Origin of the sequence: Mycobacterium hainanense, assembly GCF_041890355.1 — a bacterium.
Lineage (GTDB): Bacteria > Actinomycetota > Actinomycetes > Mycobacteriales > Mycobacteriaceae > Mycobacterium > Mycobacterium hainanense.
Genome location: NZ_CP169059.1, coordinates 3,943,548 through 3,969,835, shown reverse-complemented (window position 1 = coordinate 3,969,835; position 26,288 = coordinate 3,943,548). Strand labels below are relative to the sequence as shown.

28 protein-coding genes and 1 pseudogene are annotated in these 26,288 nt (G+C 68.9%); 22 read left to right on the top strand and 7 right to left on the bottom strand.

The genetic code is table 11. The features are described 5' to 3' along the window. From ACEL92_RS18435 to ACEL92_RS18425, 3 genes are read left to right on the top strand one after another with little or no spacing between them, the layout of a single operon-like run. Complete coding sequence (locus tag ACEL92_RS18435) at positions 1-858, top strand: siderophore-interacting protein (protein ID WP_374022139.1); 858 nt, start codon at positions 1-3, stop codon at positions 856-858. Between the two features lie 42 nt (positions 859-900). Further along, on the top strand, positions 901-2,064 hold the full coding sequence (locus tag ACEL92_RS18430; protein ID WP_374022138.1) for a lactate 2-monooxygenase: 1,164 nt from the start codon (positions 901-903) through the stop codon (positions 2,062-2,064). A gap of 33 nt (positions 2,065-2,097) precedes the next feature. Next, positions 2,098-2,994 carry a tyrosine recombinase XerC gene (locus tag ACEL92_RS18425; RefSeq protein WP_374022137.1) on the top strand — a complete coding sequence of 299 codons (897 nt, stop codon included), beginning with the start codon at positions 2,098-2,100 and terminating at the stop codon, positions 2,992-2,994. Positions 2,995-3,011: 17 nt separating this feature from the next. Here ACEL92_RS18425 and ACEL92_RS18420 read toward each other — a convergent pair. Then, positions 3,012-3,512, bottom strand: a pseudogene (locus ACEL92_RS18420) (M23 family metallopeptidase); the annotation flags it as partial. A gap of 273 nt (positions 3,513-3,785) precedes the next feature. On the opposite strand from ACEL92_RS18420, the gene rpsB reads away from it, so the two are divergent. Genes rpsB through ACEL92_RS18405 form a run of 3 tightly spaced genes read left to right on the top strand, consistent with a single transcriptional unit; the run spans position 3,786 to position 6,908 of the window. Next, positions 3,786-4,628: a 30S ribosomal protein S2 gene (gene rpsB, locus ACEL92_RS18415; RefSeq protein WP_374022136.1), complete on the top strand. Its 843-nt coding sequence runs from the start codon at positions 3,786-3,788 to the stop codon at positions 4,626-4,628. Between the two features lie 11 nt (positions 4,629-4,639). After that, positions 4,640-5,467: a translation elongation factor Ts gene (tsf, locus tag ACEL92_RS18410; protein WP_374022135.1), complete on the top strand. Its 828-nt coding sequence runs from the start codon at positions 4,640-4,642 to the stop codon at positions 5,465-5,467. Between the two features lie 31 nt (positions 5,468-5,498). Then, entirely contained in the window at positions 5,499-6,908 is a 1,410-nt protein-coding gene (locus ACEL92_RS18405) for an amidase (protein WP_374022134.1), read from the top strand. 7 nt (positions 6,909-6,915) lie between these two features. Here the strand turns inward: ACEL92_RS18405 and ACEL92_RS18400 are convergent, their stop codons facing one another. Then, complete coding sequence (locus tag ACEL92_RS18400; protein WP_374026265.1) at positions 6,916-7,335, bottom strand: MarR family winged helix-turn-helix transcriptional regulator; 420 nt, start codon at positions 7,333-7,335, stop codon at positions 6,916-6,918. Between the two features lie 114 nt (positions 7,336-7,449). Between ACEL92_RS18400 and ACEL92_RS18395 the strand changes: the two genes are divergently transcribed. Further along, positions 7,450-7,863 (top strand): ChaB family protein, encoded by a 414-nt coding sequence (locus ACEL92_RS18395; RefSeq protein ID WP_374022133.1) that lies wholly within the window; start codon positions 7,450-7,452, stop codon positions 7,861-7,863. A 120-nt stretch (positions 7,864-7,983) separates the two neighbouring features. Then, positions 7,984-8,265: a DUF2795 domain-containing protein gene (locus ACEL92_RS18390; RefSeq protein WP_374022132.1), complete on the top strand. Its 282-nt coding sequence runs from the start codon at positions 7,984-7,986 to the stop codon at positions 8,263-8,265. A 27-nt stretch (positions 8,266-8,292) separates the two neighbouring features. On the opposite strand, the gene ACEL92_RS18385 is transcribed toward ACEL92_RS18390, so the two are convergent. Then, entirely contained in the window at positions 8,293-9,132 is an 840-nt protein-coding gene (locus tag ACEL92_RS18385) for an SDR family oxidoreductase (RefSeq protein WP_374022131.1), read from the bottom strand. Positions 9,133-9,184: 52 nt separating this feature from the next. After that, positions 9,185-9,361: a hypothetical protein gene (locus ACEL92_RS18380; RefSeq protein WP_374022130.1), complete on the bottom strand. Its 177-nt coding sequence runs from the start codon at positions 9,359-9,361 to the stop codon at positions 9,185-9,187. Positions 9,362-9,647: 286 nt separating this feature from the next. Between ACEL92_RS18380 and ACEL92_RS18375 the strand changes: the two genes are divergently transcribed. Beyond that, the gene (locus ACEL92_RS18375; protein ID WP_374022129.1) at positions 9,648-10,205 is read left to right on the top strand and encodes an MPT63 family protein; all 558 of its coding nucleotides are present in this window, start codon (positions 9,648-9,650) and stop codon (positions 10,203-10,205) included. Between the two features lie 102 nt (positions 10,206-10,307). Beyond that, positions 10,308-11,243, top strand: coding sequence for a lysophospholipid acyltransferase family protein (locus tag ACEL92_RS18370; RefSeq protein ID WP_374022128.1), 936 nt, complete (start codon positions 10,308-10,310; stop codon positions 11,241-11,243). Positions 11,244-11,271: 28 nt separating this feature from the next. Here ACEL92_RS18370 and ACEL92_RS18365 read toward each other — a convergent pair whose 3' ends face one another. Together ACEL92_RS18365 and ACEL92_RS18360 are read right to left on the bottom strand one after the other, a co-directional pair. Beyond that, positions 11,272-11,994, bottom strand: a complete 723-nt coding sequence (locus tag ACEL92_RS18365; protein WP_374022127.1) for a winged helix-turn-helix domain-containing protein — start codon at positions 11,992-11,994, stop codon at positions 11,272-11,274. Between the two features lie 215 nt (positions 11,995-12,209). Continuing rightward, positions 12,210-12,446, bottom strand: a complete 237-nt coding sequence (locus ACEL92_RS18360) for a CsbD family protein (protein WP_067901776.1) — start codon at positions 12,444-12,446, stop codon at positions 12,210-12,212. Between the two features lie 355 nt (positions 12,447-12,801). On the opposite strand from ACEL92_RS18360, the gene pyrH reads away from it, so the two are divergent. The 4 genes from pyrH to rlmN all read left to right on the top strand — a co-directional run bounded on the left by pyrH (position 12,802) and on the right by rlmN (position 16,296). After that, positions 12,802-13,572, top strand: a complete 771-nt coding sequence (gene pyrH / locus ACEL92_RS18355) for a UMP kinase (RefSeq protein ID WP_374022126.1) — start codon at positions 12,802-12,804, stop codon at positions 13,570-13,572. A gap of 92 nt (positions 13,573-13,664) precedes the next feature. Then, positions 13,665-14,222 carry a ribosome recycling factor gene (gene frr, locus ACEL92_RS18350; RefSeq protein WP_067269849.1) on the top strand — a complete coding sequence of 186 codons (558 nt, stop codon included), beginning with the start codon at positions 13,665-13,667 and terminating at the stop codon, positions 14,220-14,222. Between the two features lie 32 nt (positions 14,223-14,254). Then, the gene (locus ACEL92_RS18345; protein WP_374022125.1) at positions 14,255-15,178 is read left to right on the top strand and encodes a phosphatidate cytidylyltransferase; all 924 of its coding nucleotides are present in this window, start codon (positions 14,255-14,257) and stop codon (positions 15,176-15,178) included. A gap of 23 nt (positions 15,179-15,201) precedes the next feature. Then, on the top strand, positions 15,202-16,296 hold the full coding sequence (gene rlmN, locus ACEL92_RS18340) for a 23S rRNA (adenine(2503)-C(2))-methyltransferase RlmN (RefSeq protein ID WP_374022124.1): 1,095 nt from the start codon (positions 15,202-15,204) through the stop codon (positions 16,294-16,296). Between the two features lie 60 nt (positions 16,297-16,356). On the opposite strand, the gene ACEL92_RS18335 is transcribed toward rlmN, so the two are convergent. Beyond that, on the bottom strand, positions 16,357-16,611 hold the full coding sequence (locus ACEL92_RS18335) for a DUF2631 domain-containing protein (RefSeq protein ID WP_068088435.1): 255 nt from the start codon (positions 16,609-16,611) through the stop codon (positions 16,357-16,359). Between the two features lie 77 nt (positions 16,612-16,688). Here ACEL92_RS18335 and dxr point away from each other — a divergent pair, with 77 nt between their 5' ends. The 8 genes from dxr (at position 16,689) to ACEL92_RS18295 (ending at position 26,270) form a co-directional block, all read left to right on the top strand. After that, positions 16,689-17,894 carry a 1-deoxy-D-xylulose-5-phosphate reductoisomerase gene (gene dxr, locus ACEL92_RS18330; protein ID WP_374022123.1) on the top strand — a complete coding sequence of 402 codons (1,206 nt, stop codon included), beginning with the start codon at positions 16,689-16,691 and terminating at the stop codon, positions 17,892-17,894. A 20-nt stretch (positions 17,895-17,914) separates the two neighbouring features. Further along, positions 17,915-19,138 (top strand): RIP metalloprotease, encoded by a 1,224-nt coding sequence (locus ACEL92_RS18325; RefSeq protein ID WP_374026264.1) that lies wholly within the window; start codon positions 17,915-17,917, stop codon positions 19,136-19,138. Positions 19,139-19,154: 16 nt separating this feature from the next. Next, positions 19,155-20,321 carry a flavodoxin-dependent (E)-4-hydroxy-3-methylbut-2-enyl-diphosphate synthase gene (gene ispG / locus ACEL92_RS18320; protein WP_374022122.1) on the top strand — a complete coding sequence of 389 codons (1,167 nt, stop codon included), beginning with the start codon at positions 19,155-19,157 and terminating at the stop codon, positions 20,319-20,321. 50 nt (positions 20,322-20,371) lie between these two features. Beyond that, positions 20,372-21,226, top strand: coding sequence for a GNAT family N-acetyltransferase (locus tag ACEL92_RS18315; RefSeq protein ID WP_374022121.1), 855 nt, complete (start codon positions 20,372-20,374; stop codon positions 21,224-21,226). A 178-nt stretch (positions 21,227-21,404) separates the two neighbouring features. Then, positions 21,405-23,222 (top strand): penicillin-binding transpeptidase domain-containing protein, encoded by a 1,818-nt coding sequence (locus ACEL92_RS18310; protein WP_374022120.1) that lies wholly within the window; start codon positions 21,405-21,407, stop codon positions 23,220-23,222. Positions 23,223-23,264: 42 nt separating this feature from the next. Continuing rightward, positions 23,265-23,876 carry a DUF1707 domain-containing protein gene (locus tag ACEL92_RS18305; protein ID WP_374022119.1) on the top strand — a complete coding sequence of 204 codons (612 nt, stop codon included), beginning with the start codon at positions 23,265-23,267 and terminating at the stop codon, positions 23,874-23,876. 10 nt (positions 23,877-23,886) lie between these two features. Further along, complete coding sequence (gene map, locus ACEL92_RS18300; protein ID WP_374022118.1) at positions 23,887-24,744, top strand: type I methionyl aminopeptidase; 858 nt, start codon at positions 23,887-23,889, stop codon at positions 24,742-24,744. Between the two features lie 14 nt (positions 24,745-24,758). After that, positions 24,759-26,270 carry a cobyric acid synthase gene (locus ACEL92_RS18295; RefSeq protein WP_374022117.1) on the top strand — a complete coding sequence of 504 codons (1,512 nt, stop codon included), beginning with the start codon at positions 24,759-24,761 and terminating at the stop codon, positions 26,268-26,270. Positions 26,271-26,288: the final 18 nt, after the last annotated feature.

Genomic DNA, 26,288 nt, shown 5'->3' with positions numbered 1-26,288 from the left:
GTGGCGGGTCGACCTCTGCAACGCTTCGAGGTTGTCGATACCAAGGAGCTCACACCGCACATGGTCGCGGTGGTGCTCGGCAGCAAGGACTTCGACGCCTTCGTGCCCAGCAAATTCACGGACTCCTACGTCAAGCTGGTGTTCGTCGCCGACGACATCGACGTCTCGGGCTTGCCCCAGCCGTTGACCCTGGACAGCTTCGCGGGGCTGCCCCCCGAGAAGCGGCCGTCGGTCCGGACCATGACGGTGCGCCACGTCGACAGCGCCGCGGGTCAGATCACGCTGAACATCGTCACGCACGGCGAGCACGGGATCGCGGGCCAATGGGCGGCCGCGGCGCAGCCCGGCCAGCGGATTTTCTTGATGGGGCCCGGCGGTGCCTACACGCCCGACCCGGCCGCCGACTGGCACCTGCTGGCCGGCGACGAGTCGGCGCTGCCGGCCATCGCCGCCGCGCTGGAAGCGTTGCCGCCCAGCGCCGTGGGCAAGGCGTTCATCGAGGTGGCGGGCCAGGAAGACGAAATCCCGTTGACCGCGCCGGAAGGCGTCGAAGTGCATTGGGTCTATCGCGGTGGCCGGGCCGACCTCGTCCCCGAGGACCGCGCCGGCGACCACGCCCCGCTGATCGAGGCGGTCACCACCACGCCCTGGCTGCCCGGGCAGGTGCACGTGTTCATCCACGGCGAGGCGCAGAGCGTCATGCACAATCTGCGGCCCTACATCCGCAAGGAGCGCGGCGTGGACGCGAAATGGGCGTCGTCCATCTCGGGCTACTGGCGCCGCGGCCGCACCGAAGAGACATTCCGGCAGTGGAAGAAGGAACTGGCCGAGGCCGAAGCCGGGGCCGGGGCCTCCTAGCGGGTTCGTCGGACCCGTCGCCGGCTGGCATCCTCTACTTCCATGGCGCATTTCGGCGATTACCAGAACGAGATCTACTTCCGGGGTCTTGGCGGGGTCGCGCCCGCGCTGCCGATGGCCTTCGCGGAGCTGGAGGCCCGGGCCGAGCGGGCGATGTCGCCGTCGGTGTGGTCTTACGTGACCGGCGGCGCCGGCGACGAGCGCACCCAACGGGCCAATCGCGAGGCGTTCGACCGCTGGGGTTTGATCCCCCGGATGTTCGTCGGCGCCGCCGAGCGCGACCTGTCGGTAGAGCTGTTCGGCCTGACGCTGCCGTCGCCGGTGTTCATGGCCCCGATCGGCGTCATCGGCATCTGCGCTCAAGACGGCCACGGCGACGTGGCCACCGCGCGCGCCGCGGCGGCGACCGGTGTCCCGATGGTCGTTTCCACCCTGACCGCCGACCCGCTGGAAGACGTCGCCGCCGAGTTCGGCGACACCCCCGGCTTTTTCCAGCTGTACACACCGAAGAATCGCGAGCTCGCCGCCAGCCTGGTGCAGCGGGCCGAGGCCGCCGGCTACCAGGCCATCATCGTCACCCTGGACACCTGGATCCCCGGGTGGCGTCCGCGCGACCTCAGCACGGCGAACTTTCCGCAGTTGCGGGGCCTGTGCCTGAGCAACTACACCAGCGACCCGGTCTTTCGCGCCGGCCTGCAGCTCCCGCCCGAGGAGGACCCGCAGGCCACTGTGCTGCAGTGGATCACGACGTTCGGCAATCCGTTGACGTGGGACGACCTGCCCTGGCTGCGATCGCTGACCAAGCTGCCGCTCATCATCAAGGGCATCTGCCATCCCGACGATGCCCGGCGCGCCAAGGACGGTGGCGTCGACGGCATCTACTGCTCGACGCACGGCGGCCGCCAGGCCAACGGGGGTCTGCCCGCGCTGGACTGCCTGCCCGGAGTGATCGAGGCGGCCGACGGGCTGCCGGTGCTGTTCGATTCGGGCATCCGCAACGGCGCCGACATCGTCAAGGCGCTGGCGCTGGGCGCGACCGCGGTGGGGGTCGGTCGTCCGTACGCCTACGGCCTGGCGCTGGGCGGCGTCGACGGCGTCGTGCATGTGCTCCGTTCGCTGCTGGCCGAGGCGGACCTGATCATGGCCGTCGACGGCTACCCGACATTGAAAGATCTCACCCCGGACACGCTTCGGCGCGTCGGCTGAATCGGCCCCCCGGCGCCTGCGAACGTTGCAGGCGTGGAGGCCATCCTCGAGGAATTCGACGAGTACCTGTCGCTGCAATGCGGCCGCTCGGCGCACACCCGTCGGGCCTACCTCGGCGACCTGCGCTCGCTGCTGACGTTCCTCGAGAGCCGCGGCGCCGGGCTGGACGGGCTGAGCCTGCCGCTGTTGCGCTCCTGGCTGTCGTCCGCGGCCACGGCCGGGGCGGCCCGCACGACGCTGGCCCGCCGCACCTCGGCGGTCAAGGCCTTCACCGCGTGGGCCGTGCGGCGCGGGCTGCTGGCCGGGGACCCGGCGGCGCGGCTGCAGGTGCCCAAGGCGCACCGCACACTGCCGGCGGTGCTGCGCCAGGACCAGGCGCTCGACGCGATGGCCGCCGCGAAATCCGGTGCCCAACAAGGTGATCCGATGGCCCTGCGGGACCGGCTGATCGTCGAGATGTTGTACGCCACCGGAATCCGGGTGAGCGAGCTGTGCGGCCTCGACCTCGACGACGTGGACGCCCGTCATCGGCTGGTCCGGGTGCTGGGCAAGGGCAACAAGCAGCGCACCGTGCCGTTCGGGATGCCGGCCGCCGAGGCGCTGCGCGCCTGGCTCGACGAGGGGCGCCCCGCGCTGGTGACCGCCGAGTCCGGCCCGGCCCTGCTGCTGGGTGCGCGGGGCCGGCGGCTCGACGTGCGCCAGGCCCGCACGGTGGTGCACCAGACGGTCGCCGCGGTGGACGGTGCCCCCGACATGGGCCCGCACGGGCTGCGGCACAGCGCGGCGACGCATCTGCTGGAAGGCGGGGCCGACCTGCGCGTGGTGCAGGAGTTGCTCGGCCATTCCAGCCTGGCGACCACCCAGCTCTACACCCACGTCGCCGTCTCCCGGTTGCGGGCGGTGCACGATCAGGCCCATCCGCGGGCGTGAGCGCACGCTCAACCCCGCAACGGTTTGAGCCGGATTGGCGTCGACCTCACCAGTCCAAGCGGATCGACGTAGCGGGCCCCGGACGCCGGGCCCCACATCGCGCCCCAGTGCAGGCAGGCCGCCGCCCGGCAGCCGGCATGCCCGGGCTCGAGCGACCCGAGCACCGTCTCGGCCGTCACCGGCTGACCCACCCGCACCGCCGCCCGGACCGGCTCGTAGCTGGTGCGCAGCCCGCCGGGATGGGCCAGCGACACCACCGGCCGCCCCGCCAGCTGACCGGCGAACACCACGGTGGCGGTACCCGCCGCGTACACCGGTTGACCAGGCGCGCCGGGCAGGTCCACCCCTCGGTGCCCGGGCTGCCAGTCCGGGGACGGAGCGTCGAAGCCCCGGGCCACCGCGGGCGGCGGGCGCAGCGGCCAGTCCAGGCGACCGTCGTCCGCGACCGCCGGCGCCGCGCTGAGCAGCGCCAACCACAACACCGCCAGCCACAATGAGAGCCACCACACCCGTCGCATCGGCTCAGTTGATTGCGCCGGCGGCGTCGCCACCACTCAGGTGCGCCCGGTGCTGTGCAAAACCACCAGCTGAGTCCGTGTAAACTGCTGGTCGCAGCTCGTTCGCGGGCTGACTTCGCGCGTCCGCCCCGCGTCTCCCGTCCCACTAGGAGTACGCACCGCGTGCCGGGCGGTCCCCGCCAGGGTTTCCTGGCGAGGTCCGGCATCGCAGCAGGCGCCAGGGCCCGGCTTCACCCGATGCCGGGCGACAACCGACACACGTAAGGCACAAGCATGGCCGTCGTAACCATGAAGCAGCTGCTGGACAGCGGCACCCACTTCGGGCACCAGACCCGTCGCTGGAACCCCAAGATGAAGCGGTTTATCTTCACCGACCGCAACGGCATCTACATCATCGACCTGCAGCAGACACTGACCTTCATCGACAAGGCGTACGAGTTCGTCAAGGAGACCGTCGCGCACGGCGGAACGGTGCTGTTCGTCGGCACCAAGAAGCAGGCGCAGGAATCGGTCGCGGCCGAGGCGACGCGCGTCGGCATGCCCTATGTGAACCAGCGCTGGCTGGGCGGCATGCTCACCAACTTCTCCACCGTGCACAAGCGCCTGCAGCGCCTCAAGGAGCTCGAGGCGATGGAGCAGACCGGGGGATTCGAGGGCCGCACCAAAAAGGAAATCCTCATGCTGACCCGGGAGAAGAACAAGCTGGAGCGCAGCCTGGGCGGTATCCGCGACATGGCCAAGGTGCCGTCGGCGATCTGGGTCGTCGACACCAACAAGGAGCACATCGCCGTCGGCGAGGCCCGCAAGCTCGGCATCCCGGTCATCGCGATCCTGGACACCAACTGCGACCCCGACGAGGTCGACTACCCGATCCCGGGCAACGACGACGCCATCCGCTCGGCCGCGCTGCTGACCAAGGTGATCGCCTCCGCCGTCGCCGAGGGCCTGCAGGCCCGCGCCGGGGTCGGCCGCGGCGACGGCAAGCCCGAGGCTTCCGACTCGCTGGCCGCCGAGCCGCTGCCCGAATGGGAGCAGGAACTGCTGGCCTCCGCTGCCGCCAGCGCCCCCACCGACGCCGCTGCGGGCGCACCCGAATCAACCACTGAACCCTCCTAGGGAAGGCTGACATGGCCAACTTCACCGCCGCCGACGTCAAGAAGCTTCGTGAGCTCACCGGCGCCGGCATGCTCGACTGCAAGAACGCGCTGGCCGAGAGCGACGGCGACTTCGACAAGGCCGTCGAGGCGTTGCGCATCAAGGGCGCCAAGGACGTCGGCAAGCGGGCCGAGCGCGCCACGGCCGAGGGCCTGGTCGCCGCGCGGGGCGGCGCGCTGATCGAGCTGAACTCCGAGACCGACTTCGTCGCCAAGAACGCCGAATTCCAGAAGCTCGCCGACGACATCGTCTCGGCGGCGGCCCAGTCCAAGGCCGCCGACGTCGACGCGCTCAAGGCTTCCCCCATCGGCCAAGGCTCGCCGGCCACCACGGTCGAGCAGGCCATCGCCGACCTGTCGGCCAAGATCGGCGAGAAGCTCGAACTGCGTCGCGTCGCGTACTTCGACGGCACCGTCGAGGCCTACCTGCACAAGCGGGCGGCCGACTTGCCACCCGCCGTCGGTGTGCTGGTCGAGTACCAGGGCTCGGATTCCGAGGCCGCGCATTCGGTGGCGCTGCAAATCGCCGCCCTCAAGGCGCGCTTCCTGTCCCGCGCGGACGTTCCCGAAGACGTGGTGGCCAGCGAGCGTCGGATCGCCGAGGAAACAGCCAAGGCGGAGGGCAAGCCGGAGCAGGCCCTGCCCAAGATCGTCGAAGGCCGGCTGAACGGCTTCTTCAAGGACGCGGTGCTGCTGGAGCAGCCGTCGGTGTCCGACAGCAAGAAGACGGTCAAGGCGCTGCTCGACGAGGCCGGCGTCACGGTGACGCGGTTCGTGCGCTTCGAGGTGGGCCAAGCCTAGGCCCCGCGCGGATGCGGGTTAGCGTCGATCCATGCGACACGTGCATGCGTTCGGCGACGACGCCCTCGGTGATCTCGACGCGGTCGGCCTCGCGCACGCGATACGGGCCGGCTGGGTTGGCAGGGCGGAGGTGGTCGAGGCGGCCATCGCCCGCACCGAGGCCGTCGACCCGATCCTCAACGGCCTGGCCTACGCCGCCTTCCAGCAGGCACGAACCGCCGCCCCGCTGGCGAACGGTTTCTCGCGGTTTTTCGAAGGCGTCCCGACGTTCCTCAAAGACAACGTCGACATCGCCGGCCAGCCGACGATGCACGGGACCGACGCGTGGACGCCGCGGAACGCCACCTCCGACGGCGAGTTCACCCGGCTGTTCCTGGCCACCGGGCTGGCGCCCGTGGGCAAGACCCAGCTGTCGGAATTCGGGTTCAGCGCGTCGGCCGAGCACCCCCGGTTGGGGCCGGTGCGCAACCCGTGGAACACCGACTACAGCGCCGGCGCCTCGTCGTCGGGTTCGGGGGCCTTCGTCGCCGCCGGTGTCGTGCCGATCGCCCACGCCAACGACGGCGGCGGATCCATCCGCATCCCCGCCGCCTGCAACGGCCTCGTCGGGCTGAAGCCGTCGCGGGGGCGGCTGCCGCTGGACCCGCACCTGCGCCGGATGCCGGTGGGCATCGTCGCCAACGGTGTGGTGACCCGCTCGGTGCGCGACACGGCGACGTTCTACCGCGAGGCCGAACGCATTTGGCGCAACCCGAATCTGGCGCCGATCGGGGACGTCACCGGGCCCGGCAGGCAGCGGCTGCGAATCGCGGTGCTGACCCGCTCGGTGCAACGCGACTGCAGCCCGCAGGTGCGCGAACTCACGCTGAAGTCGGCCGGTCTCCTCGAGGAGCTGGGCCACCGCGTCGAATACCTCGACGAACCCCCGGTGCCGGCCAGTTTCGTCGACGACTTCGTGCTGTATTGGGGATTTTTGGCGCTGGCCCAGGTGCGCACCGGGCGGCGAATGTTCGGCGCGACGTTCGACCGCAGCAGGCTGGACAGTCTCACCCTCGGTCTGGAGCGGCACACCGCGCGCAACATGCACCGACTGCCGCTGGCGATCATGCGGCTGCGCCGAATCCGCAGGCGCACCGCCCAATTCTTCGGCACTTACGACGTCGTGCTGACCCCGACGCTCGCCGACGAGACGCCCCGCATCGGCTATCTGGCACCCACCGACTACCACCAGATCATCGAGCGGCTGATCGACTGGGTCTCGTTCACCCCGCTGCAGAACGTCACCGGTGAGCCGGCGCTTTCGCTTCCGTTGGCCCAGTCCGACGAAGGCATGCCGGTGGGGATGATGTTTTCGGCCGACACCGGGCAGGAGGCGCTACTGCTCGAGCTGGCCTACGAACTCGAAGAGGCCCGGCCGTGGGCCCGGATCCAAACCGCTTAGGTGCCGGTCAGTCGGAACCGAGCTTGTCGAGCATTCGTTTGAACTCGCGCTGCTGAGCCTCGGTCAGCTTGGCCAGGATGCGGGCATCGGCGGTCCGCACCGCGCCTTCCGCGCGTTTGAGCAGGGCGCGGCCCTGGCCCGTGAGCGTGGCGGGCAGTGCGCGGCCGCTGGAGACCGACGTCGGGCGCGCCACGGCACCAATGTCTTCCAGCTTGCGCAGCACCGTGTTCATGGCCTGCGGTGTGACACCGGCCTGCCGGGACAGTTCGGCGCTGGACATCCCCGGCAGCATGGAAAGCATTCGCAGGCAGACGAATTCGGGCAACGTCAGGCCCAGCGGGCCCAACACCGCCGAAACCTCCGGTCGCAGCAGGCTCGCCACCCGGTACAGCAGGTAACCAAGCGGGGCGTCTTCGGACTGAACCATGTCAATCATCTTGACATATTTTGTCGGCCGGGCGGGCAGGTTCGCCGACGCGACGGGGGTTGCCGGCCGGTCAACGGGGTAATCGACACGTCACGCGCACCCCGAGGAGGTTCCATGCCGAAGACCACGAAAGGCGGCAAGCCGAAGAAGGACGAATTGCCGAGCACGCTGCAACGTTCCAATGCCAAAGCGCAACGCACCTTCGCCAAGACTCATGACGCGGCCGCCGACGAATACGGCAGCGAAGAGCGCGCACACCGAGTGGCCTATTCCGCGCTCAAGCACAGTTTCGAAAAGGTCGGCGACCACTGGGAGCCCAAAGAAAACAAGGGCCCGTCGGACGAGCGAGCCGAAAGCGGTGGTCCGCGTGCGTCCGGTCAGACCGCCGAGGGTGTCGACGCGAATGCGAGCAAGAAGCATCTGCTCGATGTGGCCCGCCGACTCGACATCCGGGGAAGGTCCACGATGAGCAAGGCGGAGCTGGTGGACGCGATCAAGAAGCAGAACCGTCGAGTCCGCGGCCGCTGAGAACCGCGGACCCGCCGATGTGACACGCGATGAGCTCGTTTAGACCCGCGGCTTCGGGGCATCCCGACAGCCATGGTTGCGTCCACCACCCCCAATCAGCTGCGTCGATGCTTGAGCGATGTGGACTTTCCGGCGAACAAGCAGGATTTGCTTGACGCCGCCGATCGCAACGGCTGTGACGACGACACGGTCCGCGCCCTGCGGGGCATTCCGCCCGAGACCTACAACAACGCCGCCCAGGTTGCCGCGTCGGTCACCATCGCCGACGACCGTGACGTCGAGAACGGTGGCAAGGCCGCGGCGCGTCGCACCCACACCAAGCCCGGGCTGGCCGAAAACGCCAAGGACAATCCCGTCCAAAGCCCGATCGTCGAGGAGCTCGGCGAGAACCGGGGCTCCTGACGCCCGGCGCGCATTTTCGATGCTGCCCTAGAGAATTGGCCGCCCCCCGGTCACGGCCACCCGCGCGCCGGAGATGTAACTGGCGTCATCGGAGGCCAACAGCACGTAGACGGGGGCTAGCTCTGCGGGCTGACCGGCGCGGCCCAGCGGCGTGTTCTCGCCGAACGATTCGACGCTGTCCGGCGGCATGGTGGAGGGAATCAGCGGGGTCCAGATCGGGCCCGGCGCCACGCTGTTGACCCGAATCCCCTTCTCGCCCAGCAGCTGAGCGAGGCTGGCCGAGAAGTTGGTGATGGCAGCCTTGGTCGCCGCGTAGGGCGCCAGGGTGGGGTTGGGCGTATCGGAGTTGACCGATGAACTGCCGATGATCGATGCGCCGGCCTTCATGTGCGGCACGGCCGCCTTGGTGAGATGGAAGTAGGCGCCGACGTTGAGCCGGAAGGTGTAATCCCATTCCTCGTCGCTGATTTCGTCGAGGCTTTTGTGCATCATCTGGTAGGCGGCATTGTTGACCAGGATGTCGATGCCGCCGAATTCCTCGACGGCTCGATCCACGACGGCGCGGCAGTGCGCAGCGTCCGACAGGTCGCCGGACACCAGTACGCACTTCCGCCCGGCGTCCTGCACATAGCGGGCGACGTCGCGAGCGTCGTCGTCCTCGTTGAGGTAGGAGATCAGCACGTCGGCGCCCTCCCGGGCGAAAGCGATTGCGACCGCGCGGCCGATGCCGCTATCACCACCGGTGATGATCGCCTTTTTGCCGGTGAGCTTTCCCGAGCCCCGGTAACTGTTTTCGCCGCAGTCGGGAACCGGGTTCATCTCGGCCTGCACGCCGGGGGCGGATTGTTGTTGAGGCGCAAAGCCCATCTGTTTCCTCTATTCGTGTCGAGAATTGCTGCGAGCAAACGCCTCGCCAGATTTACCGCTCGCGCGTCACCGGGCCCGCCGTGGGCACGTCGGGGTCGTCGTCGGCCGGGGGTTCGGGATCATGCCACTCCTCGGCGCGACTGGGCCGGTTGCCGCGCAGCGTGCCGTCCAATTCGTGCTTGAGTTCGTCGTCCTCGCGTGGGCTGTGCTTGGAGCTTCCGCGTTCCATGGACGCCCCTTCCGTCCTCGTCGGTTTCGTCCCGCTCCGACTACCCACCGGGCCGGAGGCTAATCGCCCGCGTTGCGCCAGTGACCGGACGTGAATAGCGATACGGATGTTAAAAGCTGATGCGAAAGATGCTGTCCGACAATTAAACCGCGTTTCACCAGCTAACCTGCACTAATTCGCTATTCAGCGGACCCGCATGTTTAGAGCGTAAGGCGAATGGCTATTTGCGACTCGTGTGTGTATTGCCCTTACGGGGGGCGATTGTTCAACACGAAAGGAATGAGCAATGAAGGTCACCAAGAGGGCCATCAAGACTGCCGCCGCTGCCGGGGGGATAGCGGTGGCAAGCGTTTTCGCCGCGTCGACGGCTGCCGCCGCGCCGCCGAACATTCAGGGCTTCGGCACCAGTGAGCAGCTCGTCGACGGCCCGTTGGTCACCAACTACACGGTGAGCAACCTGCAGCCGAGCAACGTCACAATTCCGGGCTACACGCCCAAGGGAACGCTCTACCAGGCGGACGTCACCGCTCGGTCGGACGGCGGGCTCGTGACCCCGATGGTCAACGACTTCATCGCCCGCGGGCCCAATGGCCAGAACTACCGGGTGATCGACAAGGTTGGGGTTCCCAACGGCCTGAGCCCCGCGCCGATCGCGCAGGGTAGCGAGTCGACCGGAACTCTGTACTTCGACGTGACCGGCGCGCCGCCCAACGGCGTCGTCTACAACGACGGGATGCAGGACATCCTGATGTGGACGTCGAACGTGCCGAGCAGCGCTGCGCCGGGTGCCGCCCCTAACGCCAGCCCGGTACCGGGTGCTCCGCCGGCCCCGGCCCACACCTAATCCGGCTTGCGGATATCTCCCCGCGTCGCGTGCGACGCGGGGAGTTCCGCATTTGCGGGCGGCAGTTGCATCGTGCGCGCATGAATCGGGTACACCGCACCCATGAGTAACCCGGATCACAGACCTCCAGAAGTACGCGAACAAGCGAAACTGAACGCCAAACAGGCGCGGGCGACGATGGAGGAGCGGCGCAGCGGCCAGGATGGCGGAATCAGCGGCTGGGTCGCAGAGCGGGCCGGCCAATGGGACCTCAGCGGCCAGGACGAGACCACTCTGCAGCGGCAGAAATACCTGTGGAATGTGCTGGTGGACTACTGGTTTCGAATGGAAATCGACGGCTGGGAAAATATCCCGGACCCACCCGCGCTGCTGGTGGGGATCCACTCCGGCGCTCCCTTCGTCTGGGACGCCTGGACCGTGGGTCTGCAGTGGTGGCGGCGCTTCGGGCAGGATCGCCCACTGCACGGCACCGCGCATGACGCGTTGATGGCGATTCCGGTGATCGGCAGGTACTTCCGCTCGATGGGTGTGCTGCCGGCCGCCCCCGACGCGATCGCCACCGCCCTCGCCGAAGGTCGTGACGTCGCGCTGTGGCCGGGCGGGGAAGTGGACTCGCTGCGCCCCTGGACCGAGCGCGACCAGGCCAACCTCGCGGGCCGAAAAGGCTTCGTGAAGATGGCGATTCGGGCCGGCGTGCCGATCGTGCCGATCGCCACGGTCGGCGGCGCCGACGCGATGCCCGTGCTGATCCGCGGCGACAAGCTGTCGAAGGCCCTACAGCTGGACCGCCTGCTGCGCCTCAAAGTGTTCCCCTTGGCGGTCTCACTGCCGTGGGGCATCGCGCCGGCGGCGCTGCCGCAGCTGCCGCTGCCGGCCAAGATCAGGACCCGGTTCATGCCGACCGTGGAGCTCGACCACGACCCCGAGCTTGCCGAAGACGACGCCTACGTCGACCGCAAGTACCGCGAGGTCCAGGACGCCATCCAGGAGGGGATGGACGCGCTCGCGCGCAAGCGCGCATTTCCACTCTTCGGCTGATCCCGAAACCTCACCCGCGCAACGGGATTCACTGCGCAGGCGCTGGCTCCATCGGGGTCGGCGCGGACTCGCTGATGATCCATTCCGGATGCGGTGGGGTCGCGGCCATGTACCCGACGCCGCGGACCGTGTCGACCATCGACTGATGCGCGGGCCCGAGCTTGGCGCGCAGCCGCCGCACGTGGACATCGACCGAACGGATGTGGCCGTTACAGTCGTAGCCCCACGCCTCGTGCATCAGCCGGGTGCGGGTGAACGGCCGACCGGCATGCTGCACAAGGAAACTCAGCAATTTGAACTCGGTCACCGTCAGGGCCAGGCCCTTGCCTTCGAGCGATCCGGTCAGGGCGGTCGGGTGCAGCAGCAGGGGACCGAATTTCAAACTGCCGTTGATTGCGCTGCGCCGGCGGGCGATCGCCCGCCCCAGCCGTTCCTGGAGCTCGTTGGCGTCGGTGACGGGCGGCATGACGTCGTCAACGTTCCACTCGCCTTCGACCGCCAGGCCGTCGGCTGCCGACACCAGCGCTACCACCGCGGTGGCGGGGGCATCCGTCGTCAGGCGGCGGCAGGCTGTTTGGGCCGCCGCGAGATCCCCACGAGCATCGATGATCGCCACGTCGCCGGATTGTGCGGGACCGTGGGTGTCGCCGCTGAGGGGCACTCGCTGCATGACTTTCGCGAAGGAGTTCAACGGCGGTAGAGCGCGATCGAAGTCGTCCGCGTCGGTCAGCAGTAATACGTCCAAGGACATCTCCAGAGAACCTTCGGGTGAGTTCCCGGCCCGTAGGCACCTCAGGGAGATGTCTGCAAGCGCGACGATGAATACCCGCTCGTCGCGAAACTATGCAAAGTGTGTTGAATTAGCCGATCGCCCCGACCGGCTCAGCTAACCGCATCCGGTCGCGTGCCCGGAAAAGTCGATGGGTCCGGCCTGTCTTCACAGACCGGACCCATCCTCCCAGCAAGCTACTGATTGGCCTTCTGGCGCTCCTCAGCGGCTTCGGCGCCGCCGCGGGCCGCCTCGGCCTCGGCTTCCTTCTTCGCCGCGTCGCGCTGGGCTTCCGCCTTGTCCTGCTGGGCCTGGCCCTCGCGGGTGAGGTCGTCTCGACCCGCCACCGCACCAACGGCCTCCTTGGCCTTGCCCTTGACGTCCTCGACGACGCCCTTGACAGCTTCAGCAGGTCCCGAGTTGTTGTCCGCCATGGATCCGTTCCTCCTTGTAGGCGTACCTGAGCGATCCCGCGCTCACTACCGATCGCCAAGCGACCGGTCCGGTCATGCGGTTAAGGCTGGCCCTTGTTCTCAAGACCGCGAAATCCCCACCGCGATGCTGCGGATTCCCCCTGGCGGGCACCGCTCAAACATCCGCCATCCGCAGGGAGTGATACTGCCGGCACCGGCGGCCTCACCTGGGCCGATAGCCGCGAAAAGCCGTCGCAATCGCCAACTCTGCGCATAACGCACCCCGCCGGCGCCGCGTTGTGCTGCGATGAGGCAGGATGTGAAATGCCGTTCCGGAGAGGTCACCCCGGGATGGCACTCTCATGCGAGGAGCCTGATGACGGAGTCCAGGGAACCCAAGGCGCCGGAGAATGGATCAGCTGCCGGGCAGCCCCGCCTGCGGCCCAAATACTCGAGGGTGCTGCTCAAGCTCGGCGGTGAGATGTTCGGCGGCGGCCAGGTTGGGCTCGATCCCGACGTCGTGGCGCGGGTGGCCCGCCAGATAGCCGAGGTGGTGCGCGACGGTGTCCAGGTCGCCGTCGTCATCGGCGGCGGCAACTTCTTCCGGGGCGCGCAACTGCAGCAGCGCGGCATGGAACGCACCCGTTCGGACTACATGGGCATGCTCGGCACGGTCATGAACAGCCTCGCGCTGCAGGACTTTTTGGAAAAGGAGGGCATCGTCACCCGCGTCCAAACCGCGATCACGATGGGGCAGGTCGCCGAGCCCTATCTGCCGCTGCGCGCCGTCCGGCACCTGGAGAAGGGGCGCGTGGTGATCTTCGGGGCCGGCATGGGGCTGCCGTACTTCTCCACCGACACCACGGCCGCGCAGCGCGCGCTGGAGATCCGTGCGGACGTCGTCCTGATGGCCAAGGCGGTCGACGGGGTGTTCACCGAGGATCCACGGGTGAACCCGGAAGCCCAGCTGATCGCCGCGATCACTCACCGCGAGGTCATCGACCGGGGGCTGCGGGTGGCCGATGCCACAGCGTTCAGCCTGTGCATGGACAATGGCATGCCGATCCTGGTGTTCAACCTGCTGACCAATGGGAATATCGCCCGCGCGGTCGCCGGTGAGAAAATCGGGACACTGGTCACCACTTGAGGGGAAGAGCGAACGATGATCCGCGCCGGCGACGATGCACAACGCAGCGATGTGGGGGCACCTCCCGTTTTGCGGGGGAGAGGAGCGGCGCAATGATTGACGAGGCTCTCTTTGATGCGGAAGAGAAAATGGAGAAGGCCGTAGCGGTCGCCCGTGACGACTTGTCAACCATTCGAACCGGTCGCGCCAATCCGGGCATGTTCTCCCGGATCGCCATCGACTACTACGGCGCCACCACCCCGATCACCCAGCTGGCCAGCATCAACGTCCCGGAGGCCCGGCTGGTGGTGATCAAGCCCTACGAAACCAGCCAGCTGGGCGCGATCGAGACCGCTATCCGCAACTCGGATCTGGGCGTCAATCCCACCAATGACGGCACCTTGATCCGGGTGGCGGTTCCCCAACTCACCGAGGAGCGCCGCCGCGAGCTGGTCAAACAGGCCAAGGGCAAGGGCGAGGACGCCAAGGTGTCGGTGCGCAACATCCGCCGCAAGGCGATGGAGGAGTTGCACCGCATCCGCAAGGACGGCGAGGCCGGCGAGGACGAGGTCGGCCGCGCCGAGAAGGACCTGGACAAGACGACGCACCAGTACATCACCCAGATCGAGGACCTGGTCAAGCACAAAGAAGGCGAGCTGCTGGAGGTCTAGCGGCCGCTCAGCAGCTAAGTTCACCCAGGTCCGTGGCAACCACCGGCGCAGCCAGCACGCCCGACGAGCCGGCGCGTGAGGGCAAGAAGACCGCGCAGCAGCCGGCCAAGAAGACCTCCCGTGCGGGACGCGACCTGCGCGCGGCCATCGCGGTGGGCGCCGGAATCGGCGGCGTGCTCATCGTCACGCTGGTGTTCGCGCCCCGGCTCTGGGTTGCCATCGTCGCGATCGCCATCCCCGTCGCCACCCATGAGGTGGTGCGACGGCTGCGCGAGGCCGGATACGTCATCCCGCTGATCCCGTTGCTGATCGGCGGTCAGGCCATCATCTGGCTGACGTGGCCGTTCCATGCGGCCGGCGCCCTGGCCGGCTTCGGCGCCACGGTGGTGGTGTGCAACGTCTGGCGCCTGTTCATGCAGGACAACAGGAGGCGACCCGAGCCGTTCGCCGGGTCCCCGTCGGCCAACTACCTGCGCGACGCGTCCGCGACGGTGTTCCTGGCCGCGTGGGTGCCGCTGTTCGCCTCCTTTGGCGCCTTGCTCGTCTACCCCCAGGACGGCGCGGGCCGGGTGTTCTGCCTGATGGTCACCGTCGTCGCCTCCGACGTGGGCGGCTACGCCGTCGGCGTGCTGTTCGGCAAGCACCCGATCGTGCCCGCGATCAGCCCGAAGAAGTCGTGGGAGGGTTTCGCCGGTTCGCTCCTCTTCGGCGTCACCGCGGCCGTTTTGACCGCCACCTTCCTGGCCGGCAAGCCGCTGTGGATCGGTGCGGTGCTGGGCGTGATCCTGGTGCTGACCAGCACGCTTGGCGATCTGGTCGAGTCGCAGATCAAGCGCGATCTGGGCATCAAGGACATGGGCCGCCTGCTGCCCGGTCATGGCGGGCTGATGGATCGGCTCGACGGCGTGCTCCCCTCGGCGGTCGCCGCCTGGACGGTGCTGACGCTCGTACCCTGAGGAGGGCCGATACTGGACTGGACATGGTCGCACAACTGGTCTTCACCGAACCCCGTCCCAGCAGGCCGCCGCGGCACCTGGCCGACCTCGACGCGGATGGCCGCGCCTCGGCCGTCGCCGAGCTCGGCCTGCCGGCGTTTCGCGCCAAGCAGCTCGCGCAGCAGTACTACGGCCGCCTGATCGCCGACCCCCGAGAGATGACCGACCTGCCCGCGGCGGTGCGGGACCGGATCGCCGACGCGATGTTCCCGCACCTGCTCACCTCGGCCGCCGAGGTCACCTGCGACGCCGGGCAGACCCGAAAGTCGTTGTGGCGCGGCACCGACGGGACGACGTTCGAGTCGGTGCTGATGCGCTACCCGCAGCGCAACACCGTGTGCATCTCCTCGCAGGCCGGCTGCGGCATGGCCTGCCCGTTCTGCGCGACCGGGCAGGGCGGACTGACCCGCAACCTGTCCACCGCGGAGATCCTGGAGCAGGTCCGCTCCGCCGCGGTGGCCCTGCGGGACGATTTCGGCGATCGGCTCTCCAACGTCGTGTTCATGGGTATGGGGGAGCCGCTGGCCAACTATGCGCGGGTGGTGGCCGCGGTGCGCCGCATCACCGAAGCGCCGCCGCACGGTTTCGGCATCTCGGCCCGCTCGGTCACGGTCTCCACCGTCGGCCTGGCCCCGGCCATCCGCAAACTGGCCGACGAGCGGCTCGGGGTGACGCTGGCGCTGTCGTTGCACGCGCCCGACGACGAATTGCGCGACACGCTGGTGCCGGTCAACAACCGGTGGAAGATCACCGAGGCGCTCGACGCGGCCCGCTATTACGCCGACATCACCGGCCGGCGGGTGTCGGTGGAGTATGCCCTGATCCGCGACGTCAACGACCAGCCGTGGCGGGCCGACCTGCTGGGCAAACGTCTGCATCGGGCGCTCGGCCCGCTGGTGCATGTGAACCTGATCCCGCTCAACCCGACCCCGGGCAGCGAGTGGGACGCCAGCCCCAAGGCGGCGGAGCGTGAGTTCGTCCGCCGGGTGCGCGGGCACGGGGTGTCGTGCACGGTGCGGGACACCCGCGGCCGCGAGATCAGCGCCGCCTGCGGACAGCTGGCCGCTGAAGGCGGGTAGCTGGAGCGCAGGCGTTTGTTGGGGGCCTGCGGACAGCTGGCCGCCGAAGGCGGGTAGCGCCTACCTGATCCAGCCCCGGCGACGGCCCCACAGGTCGCGGACCAGGGCGACGAGCACCAAGGCGGCGAACCCGATCAGGAACCAGTTCTCGACGTGGCCGACGTGGTTGCCGCGCAGCATCGCCAGCAGGAACCCAAAGATGACCAGGCCGGTGATGTGCCAGGTGCGGTGGTTGATCCTGCTCCAACCCCACGCCGCCGACGGCACCTCAACGGTGTCGACGCCGGTGAACTGTTCCACCTCGGTACTGGCCACGGTGAGTCCCTTTCGTGATCGGCTGGTAGGGAGATTCTGGCACACCGGTTGCGGGACCGAGCGGGCACAATGAACGAGTGACAACCGCGACACCCGAACGCCGCCTGCGCGTGCTGGTGCTGGGCAGCACCGGCTCGATCGGCACCCAGGCGCTGGAGGTGATCGCGGCCAATCCCGACCGCTTCGAGGTGGTGGGCCTGGCCGCGGGCGGCGCAAACCTGGAGACCCTGCTGCGGCAACGCGCCGAGACCGGCGTCACCAACGTCGCCGTCGCCGACGAACGCGCCGCCCAGATCGCCGCCGTCCCCTACCGCGGACCAGAGGCGGTGACCCGCCTGGTGCAGGACACCGAGGCCGATGTGGTCCTCAACGCGCTGGTGGGCGCGCTGGGCCTGCGGCCGACACTGGCCGCGCTGGAATCGGGCGCCCGGCTGGCCCTGGCCAACAAGGAATCCCTGGTCGCCGGCGGGCCGCTGGTCCTCGAGGCGGCGCGCCCAGGTCAGATCGTGCCCGTCGATTCCGAACACTCGGCGCTGGCCCAGTGCCTGCGCGGCGGCGACCCCGAGGAGGTCGCCAAGCTGGTGCTGACGGCCTCCGGCGGGCCGTTTCGGGGCTGGACCGCCGCCCAGCTCGAGGGCGTCACGCCGGAACAGGCCGGCGCCCATCCGACCTGGTCGATGGGACCGATGAACACCCTGAACTCGGCGTCACTGGTCAATAAGGGTCTCGAACTCATCGAAACGCATCTGCTGTTCGGCATCGGCTACGACCGCATCGAGGTGGTCGTGCACCCCCAGTCGATTGTTCATTCGATGGTCACCTTCGTGGACGGCTCGACCATCGCCCAGGCCAGCCCCCCGGACATGAAGCTGCCTATCTCGTTGGCCCTGGGCTGGCCGGCCCGGGTTCCCGGAGTGGCGGCCTCCTGCGACTTCAGCACCGCCTCTAGCTGGGATTTCGAGCCGCTGGACAGCGAAGTTTTCCCCGCCGTCGAGCTGGCCCGGTATGCCGGCCAGACGGGCGGCTGCATGACCGCGGTGTACAACGCGGCCAACGAAGAGGCCGCCGAGGCGTTCCTGCACGGCCGCGTCGGGTTCCCGGCGATCGTCGAAACCATCGCGGACGTGCTGCACGCCGCAGACCAATGGGCGGTTTCACCCGCTAACGTGGATGAGGTACTAGACGCGCAGCGCTGGGCTAGGGAGAAGGCCAGGCGCCAAATCGATCGAGTCGCACACGCACGGCCCACCGAGGCCTCCGTCAACGCCTCTGGAATGGTGTGAGAAAGGTCCTGCAGTCGGAGATGATGTTCGCTATCGGCATTGTGCTGTTTGCCCTCGCCATCCTGATTTCGGTGGCCCTGCACGAGTGCGGCCACATGTGGGTCGCCCGCGCCACCGGCATGAAAGTCCGCCGCTATTTCGTCGGGTTCGGGCCCACGCTGTGGTCGACGCGGCGCGGCGAGACCGAATACGGCCTGAAGGCCGTGCCGCTGGGCGGCTTCTGCGACATCGCCGGCATGACCTCGGTCGAGGAGCTGGCGCCCGACGAGACCGACCGCGCGATGTTCAAGCAGGACGTGTGGAAGCGCGTGGCGGTGCTGTTCGCGGGTCCGGCCATGAACTTCGTCATCTGCCTGGTGCTGATCTACGGCATCGCGTTGGTCTGGGGGTTGCCGAACCTGCACCCGCCGACCAGGGCGGTGGTGGGTGAAACCGCTTGTGTCGCACCGGAAGTGGCCCCGGGGAAGGTCGCGGACTGCACCGGCCCGGGTCCGGCCGCCATGGCCGGGATTCGCGCCGGCGACGTCGTGGTCAAGGTCGGGGACACCCCGGTGTCCACCTTCGAGGACATGGCCGCCGCGATTCGCAAGATGCACGGCACCGTCCCGGTCGTCGTCGAGCGTGGCGGCAACACGATCACCACCTACGTCGACGTCACGCCGACCCAGCGCTTTTTGACCAATGGGGCGGGCGGGCAGAGCGGGCAGGCGGCGCCGTCGACGGTCGGTGCCATCGGCGTGGCCGCCGTCAAGCTCGCGCCCACGCACTACGGCGTGTTCTCGGCGGTGCCGGCCACGTTGGCGTTCACCTGGGACCTGACCGGCGAGGTGGGCAAGGCGCTGGTCACCATCCCCACCAAGGTGGGTGCCCTGGTGCACGCCATCGGCGGTGGGCAGCGTGACCCGCAGACCCCGATGAGTGTGGTCGGCGCCAGCATCATCGGTGGCGACACCGTCGACCACGGACTCTGGGTGGCGTTCTGGTTCTTCCTGGCCCAGCTGAACCTGATTCTGGGCGCGATCAACCTGGTGCCGTTGCTGCCGTTCGACGGCGGCCACATCGCCATCGCGACGTTCGAAAAGATCCGCAACCTCGTCCGGTCGGCGCGCGGCATGGTCGCGGCCGCACCGGTGAACTACCTCAAGCTGATGCCCGCCACCTACGTGGTGCTGGTGTTCGTGGTCGGGTACATGTTGCTGACCGTGACCGCTGATCTGGTCAACCCGATCAGGCTCTTCCAATAGCTAAGGAACTATCACAGTGACCGTTGGCCTGGGCATGCCGGACCCTCCGGCGCCCACGCTCGCCCCCCGCCGCAAGACGCGCCAACTGATGGTTCGCGACGTCGGGGTCGGCAGCGACTACCCGATCTCGGTGCAGTCCATGTGCACGACCAAGACGCACGACGTCAACACGACGCTGCAGCAGATCGCCGAGCTGACCGCCGCCGGCTGCGACATCGTCCGCGTCGCCTGCCCGCGCCAGGAGGACGCCGACGCGCTCGCCGAGATCGCGCGGCACAGCCAAATCCCGGTGATCGCCGACATCCACTTCCAGCCGAAGTACATCTTCGCCGCGATCGACGCGGGCTGCGCCGCGGTGCGGGTAAACCCGGGCAACATCAAGGAATTCGACGGCCGGGTCGGCGAGGTCGCTAAGGCCGCGGCCGCGGCGGGCATCCCGATCCGCATCGGCGTCAACGCCGGCTCGCTGGACAAGCGGTTCCTGGAGAAGTACGGCAAGGCCACCCCGGAGGCGCTCGTCGAATCCGCGCTGTGGGAGGCCTCGCTGTTCGAGGAGCACGGCTTCGGCGACATCAAGATCAGCGTCAAGCACAACGACCCCGTCGTGATGGTCGCCGCCTACGAGCAGCTGGCCGCGCAGTGCGATTACCCGCTGCATCTGGGCGTCACCGAGGCCGGCCCGGCCTTCCAGGGCACCATCAAGTCCGCGGTCGCGTTCGGCGCGCTGCTGTCGCGGGGGATCGGCGACACCATCCGGGTGTCGCTGTCCGCGCCGCCGGTCGAAGAGGTGAAGGTCGGCATCCAGATCCTCGAGTCGCTGAACCTGCGGCCGCGCGGGCTGGAGATCGTGTCCTGCCCGTCCTGCGGCCGCGCCCAGGTTGACGTGTACACCCTGGCCAACGCGGTGACCGCCGGGCTGGACGGCCTCGACGTCCCGCTGCGGGTCGCGGTGATGGGCTGCGTGGTGAACGGCCCCGGCGAGGCCCGCGAGGCCGACCTGGGCGTCGCGTCGGGAAATGGCAAGGGGCAGATCTTCGTTCGCGGCGAGGTGATCAAGACCGTGCCCGAAGCGCAGATCGTCGAGACGCTCATCGAGGAGGCGATGCGGTTAGCCTCGGAGATGGGAACCGATCACGGTCCTGACACAACATCCAGCGGTTCGCCGATCGTGACCGTAAGCTGATGGGGTCCGGTTTCCCGGTCCTTTAGTTCGCAGCACAGAGAGTTCGCCAGATGTCGGCTCCGCCCCTCTTCCGCCTTGTCGGCGAGCGACGGGTGTCGGTGGTGCGCGACGCCGCCGCCGTCTGGCGGGTGTTCGACGAGGATCCCGTCGGGTCGTGCATGGTCGCGGCCCGGGTGGCCGACCACGGCATCGATCCCAACTCCATCGGCGGCGAACTGTGGACCGTGCGCGGGGCGCAGGAGTCGCTGTGCTTCGCCGGCGCCAACCTGATCCCGCTGCGCGGCGCCGCGGGGGACATGGATGCCTTCGCCGACGAGGCGATGAGCGGAACCCGGCGCTGTTCGTCCCTGGTCGGCAGGGCCGACCTGGTGATGCGGATGTGGGAGCGGCTCGAGCCGGCGTGGGGACCGGCGCGCGACGTGCGCGACCACCAGCCGCTGCTGGCGCTGTCCCGCCATCCCAACTGCGACATCGACGCCGGGGTGCGGCAGGTCCGGCCCGACGAGCTGGACGCCTACCTGGTGGCCGCCGTGGACATGTTCATCGGCGAGGTCGGCGTCGACCCCCGCATCGGTGACGGCGGTCGGGGTTACCGGCGCCGGGTGGCGAGCCTCATCGCGGCCGGCCGCGCGTGGGCCCGCTTCGAGCAGGGCCAGGTCGTCTTCAAGGCCGAGGTGGGCTCGCAGTCGCCGGGCGTCGGCCAGATCCAGGGGGTGTGGGTGCACCCCGAGTGGCGGGGCCTGGGGCTGGGCACCGCAGGCACCGCAACGGTGGCCGCGGTGATCGTCGGCAGCGGCCGCACCGCGAGCCTCTACGTGAACAGCTTCAACACCGTGGCCCGCGCCGCGTACGCCCGGGTCGGCTTTGCCGAGGTGGGCACCTTCGCGACGGTGCTGTTGGACTGACCGCGAGTGTGCGGCCAGCCGCACACTCGGCTCCGAAGGTGCGGCTGGCCGCACATTCGGGCAAACGCCACCGCACATTCGGGCAAACGCCACCCGGGCGACAGCCCGCGTTCCATCACGATCCGATCTCGGTGTGTCGACACCGGTGCGGCGGCCGCGCTTCATAACATCTGTACCAATGGTCACAAAAACCCCACTGGTAATCGTGGCGGCGGGTCTGCTGCTTGCGGCCGTCGCGATGTCCGGGTGCACCCCGCGGCCCGATGGCCCTGGCCCGGCGGCCGAGAAGTTCTTTGCCGCCCTGGCGATCGGCGACACCGCCACGGCCGCCCAGCTCAGCGACAACCCCAACGAGGCCCGCGAAGCGCTCAACGGGGCGTGGGCGGGCCTGCAGGCGAGTCACCTCGACGTCCAGATCCTCAACGCCAAGTACGCCGAGGACACCGGCATGGTCGGCTATCGCTTCACCTGGCACCTGCCCAAGAATCGGACCTGGACCTACGACGGCCAGCTGAAGATGGCGCGCGACGAGGGGCGCTGGGAGGTCCGCTGGACCACCACCGACCTGCATCCCAAGCTTGGCGAGCACCAGACGTTCGCGTTGCGGGCCGATCGGCCGCGGCGCGCCTCGGTGAACGAACTCGGCGGCAGCGACGTGCTGGCGCCGGGTTACCTGTATCACTACACGCTGGACGCTACCCAGGCCGGCCCGTCGGAGTCGCTGAGCTTCACCACCCACTCGATCGTCGACGTGTTGCGGCCGTTCAATAACACGCTCACCGACCCGCAAACGCTCGCCGAGCAGGCCAGCGCGGCGACCCACCCGCTGGACCTGGGCGTCACGCTGCATCCCGACGACAACGACAAGGTCTTCCCGGCGATCGGTCGGCTGCCCGGCATCGTGGTCACGCCGCTGGCCGAAATGCTGCCCACCGACCCGCATTTCGCGCCGGCCGTCGTCGCCGAGGTGAAGAAAGCCGTGATGGATCAGCTCGACGGCCAGGCGGGCTGGCGGGTGGTCAGCGTCAACCAGAACAACGTCGACGTCGCCGTGCTGCACGAGGTCGAGGGGTCGCCGGCGCCGTCGGTGTCGATCACTCTGGACCGGGTCGTGCAGAACGCCGCCCAGCGCGCCGTGGACAACAAGGGCGGCAAGGCGATGATCGTCGTGATCAAGCCGTCGACGGGGGAGATCCTCGCGATCGCGCAGAACAAGGGCGCCGACGCCGACGGCCTGCCGGCCACCAACGGCCTGTTCCCGCCCGGGTCGACCTTCAAGATGATCACGGCGGGCGCCGCCATCGACCGCGACATGGCCACCCCCAACTCGATGCTGGGGTGCCCCGGCCACATCGACATCGGGCATCGCACCATCCCGAACTACGGCGGCTTCGACCTGGGCGTGGTGCCCATGTCGCGCGCGTTCGCCAGTTCGTGCAACACCACGTTTGCCGAGCTGAGCAGCAGGATGCCGCCCCGCGGCCTGACCCAGACGGCCACCCGCTACGGCATCGGGCTCGACTACACCGTTGACGGCCTCACCACCGTGACCGGGTCGGTGCCCCCGACGGTGGACCTGGCCGAGCGCACCGAGGACGGCTTCGGCCAGGGCAAGGTGCTGGCGAGCCCGTTCGGCATGGCCCTGGTGGCGGCGACGGTCGCGGCCGGCAAGACCCCGGTGCCGCAGCTCATCGCCGGTCGGCCTACGACGGTCGAGGGGGACGACACCCCGATCAGCCCGAAGATGGTCGAGGCGTTGCGGCCGATGATGCGGCTGGTGGTGACCAATGGGACGGCCAAGGAGATCGCCGGCTGCGGCGAGATCTACGGGAAGACCGGTGAGGCCGAGTTCCCGGGCGGGTCGCACTCCTGGTTCGCCGGGTACCGCGGCGACCTGGCGTTCGCCGCGCTGATCGTCGGGGGTGGCAGCTCGGAGTGGGCGGTGCGGATGACGAAATTCATGTTCGAGGCCATGCCGCCGGGCTACCTGGCCTGAACTGCCCCGGTCCCGGGGCTCCAACAGCGGTAAATTGCGAACATGACGGATCGTGGCGGCGACATGGTGGCATTGCGGGTTTCCGACGCCGACCGCAACGGCACGATGCGGCGACTGCACAATGCCGTTGCGCTCGGGCTGATCGATATCGACGAGTTCGAGCAGCGCTCGTCGCAAGTGTCCTACGCCCGAACCCGGGGCGAGCTGGACGGGCTGGTCGGCGACCTGCCCGGGCCGGGCGCCATCGTCACTTCCGCGGCCGACCGGGTGGAGCTGCGCGGCTGGGCCGGCTCGCTGAAACGCCACGGCGAGTGGACGGTGCCCACCCGCCTGGCGTTGGTCCGCCGGCTGGGTTCCATCGAACTCGACCTCACCAGGGCCCGGTTCGCGGGCCCGGTGGTGGTCATCGAGCTGGACATGAGGGGCGGCTCGGTGGACATCCGGCTGCCCGACGGGGCGAGCGCCTCGATCGACGACGTCCAGGTCTACGTGGGGAGCGCCCGCGACCGCCGCAAGGACGCCCCCGGTGAGGGAAGGCCGCATGTGATCCTCACCGGGCGGGTGGTGTGCGGCTCGATCACCATCCGCGGACCGCGGCGCCCGCTGATCCGCGGACGTCTCGACGGCCCGCATCGTGGTCGGGCGCGCGGTTAAGCTGGTCGGCATGCCTGCTCGCACCGCGCTTTCCCCCGGAGAGTTGTCCCCGACCCTGCCGGTGCCCGGCCGTATCCCCCGCCCGGAGTACGCGTGGAAGTCCACCGTGCGCGAGGGCAGCGAGCCGTGGGTGCAGACGCCGGAGGTGATCGAGAAGATGCGGGTCGCCGGCCGGATCGCGGCCGGCGCGCTGCAGGAGGCGGGCAAGGCCGTGGCGCCCGGCGTGACGACCGACGAGCTGGACCGGATCGCCCACGAGTACATGATCGACCACGGCGCCTACCCGTCGACCCTGGGCTACAAGGGCTTCCCGAAGTCGTGCTGCACGTCGCTCAACGAGGTCATCTGCCACGGCATCCCCGATTCGACGGTGGTCGAGGACGGTGACATCGTCAACATCGACGTCACGGCCTACATCGACGGGGTGCACGGCGACACCAACGCGACGTTCCTCGCCGGCGACGTATCCGAGGAGCACCGGCTGCTGGTGGAGCGCACCCGCGAGGCGACGATGCGCGCCATCAACGCGGTCAAGCCGGGACGGGCGCTTTCGGTTGTCGGCCGCGTCATCGAGGCCTACGCGAATCGGTTCGGTTACAACGTGGTTCGCGACTTCACCGGTCATGGCATCGGCACCACGTTCCACAACGGCTTGGTGGTGCTGCACTACGACCAGCCGTCGGTGACGACGATCATGCAGCCGGGCATGACATTCACCATCGAGCCGATGATCAACCTCGGCGGCCTGGACTACGAGATCTGGGACGACGGCTGGACCGTGGTCACCAAGGACCGCAAGTGGACCGCGCAGTTCGAGCACACCCTGCTGGTGACCGACACCGGCGTGGAAATCCTCACCTCGATATAAGAAGCCGGGGACCCTTGAGCGGGGCGTTGCTGGTGGCCGGCACCAGCTCCGACGCCGGGAAGTCTGTGGTGGCGGCGGGCCTGTGCCGGTTGCTGGCGCGCCGCGGCGTTCGGGTGGCGCCGTTCAAGGCGCAGAACATGTCCAACAACTCCGTGGTCACCGTCGAAGGCGGCGAGATCGGCCGGGCGCAGGCGCTGCAGGCGCGGGCGGCGGGGCTGGAGCCCAGCGTGCGGTTCAATCCGATCCTGCTCAAACCGGGCAGCGATCGAACGTCGCAGCTGATAATCCGGGGCCAGGTCGCCGATTCGGTCACGGCGGCAAACTATGTGGAGCATCGCGACCGCCTCGCGGGAATCGTCGCAGACGAATTGTCCGGCCTGCGTGACGAGTTCGACGCCGTCATCTGCGAAGGCGCCGGCTCGCCGGCCGAAATCAATTTGCGCGCCACTGATTTGGCCAACATGGGGCTGGCGAGGGCCGCGGACCTGCCGGTGATCCTGGTCGGGGACATCGACCGTGGCGGGCTGCTCGCCCACCTGTTCGGGACGGTCGCCGTCCTCGATCCCGACGACCAAGAGTTGATCGCGGGCTTTGTGGTCAACAAGTTCCGCGGCGACCCCGCTCTGTTGGAACCCGGGCTGCGACAGCTGCAGGCGATGACCGGGCGACCGACCTACGGGGTGCTGCCGTACGCCGACGAGCTCTGGCTGGACGCCGAGGACTCCCTGTCGGTGGTCGCGCACCGCGTCGTCGGTACCCCGGCGCCGCCGCGCGGGCGCGAGTGGCTGCGGGTGGCCGCGATCCGGTTGCCCCGGATCTCCAACTCCACCGACGTCGAGGCGCTGGCATGCGAACCGGGCGTCATCGTGCGCTGGATCACCGACCCCGCCGACCTGGCCGACACCGACCTGATCGTGATTCCCGGCAGCAAATCCACCGTCGCCGATCTGGCCTGGCTGCGCGACCGCGGGCTGGCCGACACGATCACCGCCCACGCCGCGGCCGGCAAGCCGGTGCTGGGCATCTGCGGGGGCTTCCAAATGCTGTGCCGGCGCATTGACGACACGGTGGAATCCGGGGCGGGCGAAGTCGCCGGGCTGGGGCTGCTGAACGCGGACATCGCGTTCGGCGAGTCCAAGGTCCTGCGCCGCTGGCCGAAGCCGCTGGTCGGCTACGAAATCCACCACGGCCGGGTGTCGCGCTGCGCCGAGCAGAGCTGGTTCGGCGCGGAGGGCGGCCGCGACTGTGAACCGCACGGCCTCGCGCGGGGCGCGGTCTTCGGCACCCACTGGCACGGCCTGCTCGACAACGACGACTTCCGCCGCGCGTGGCTCAGCCGCGTCGCGGCCGCGGCGGGCCGTGGCGGGTTCGTCGCCGCCCACACCGACGTCGCAGCGCGGCGCGACGCTCAGCTCGACACGGTCGCCGATCTGCTGGCCGAGCATCTCGACGTTGACGCGGTTCTCGGTCTGCTCGACGGTCCGCCGCCACGCCGACCGCATATCGCAACCGAGTTGCGGCCCTGAGGCATTCACCGCTATGCG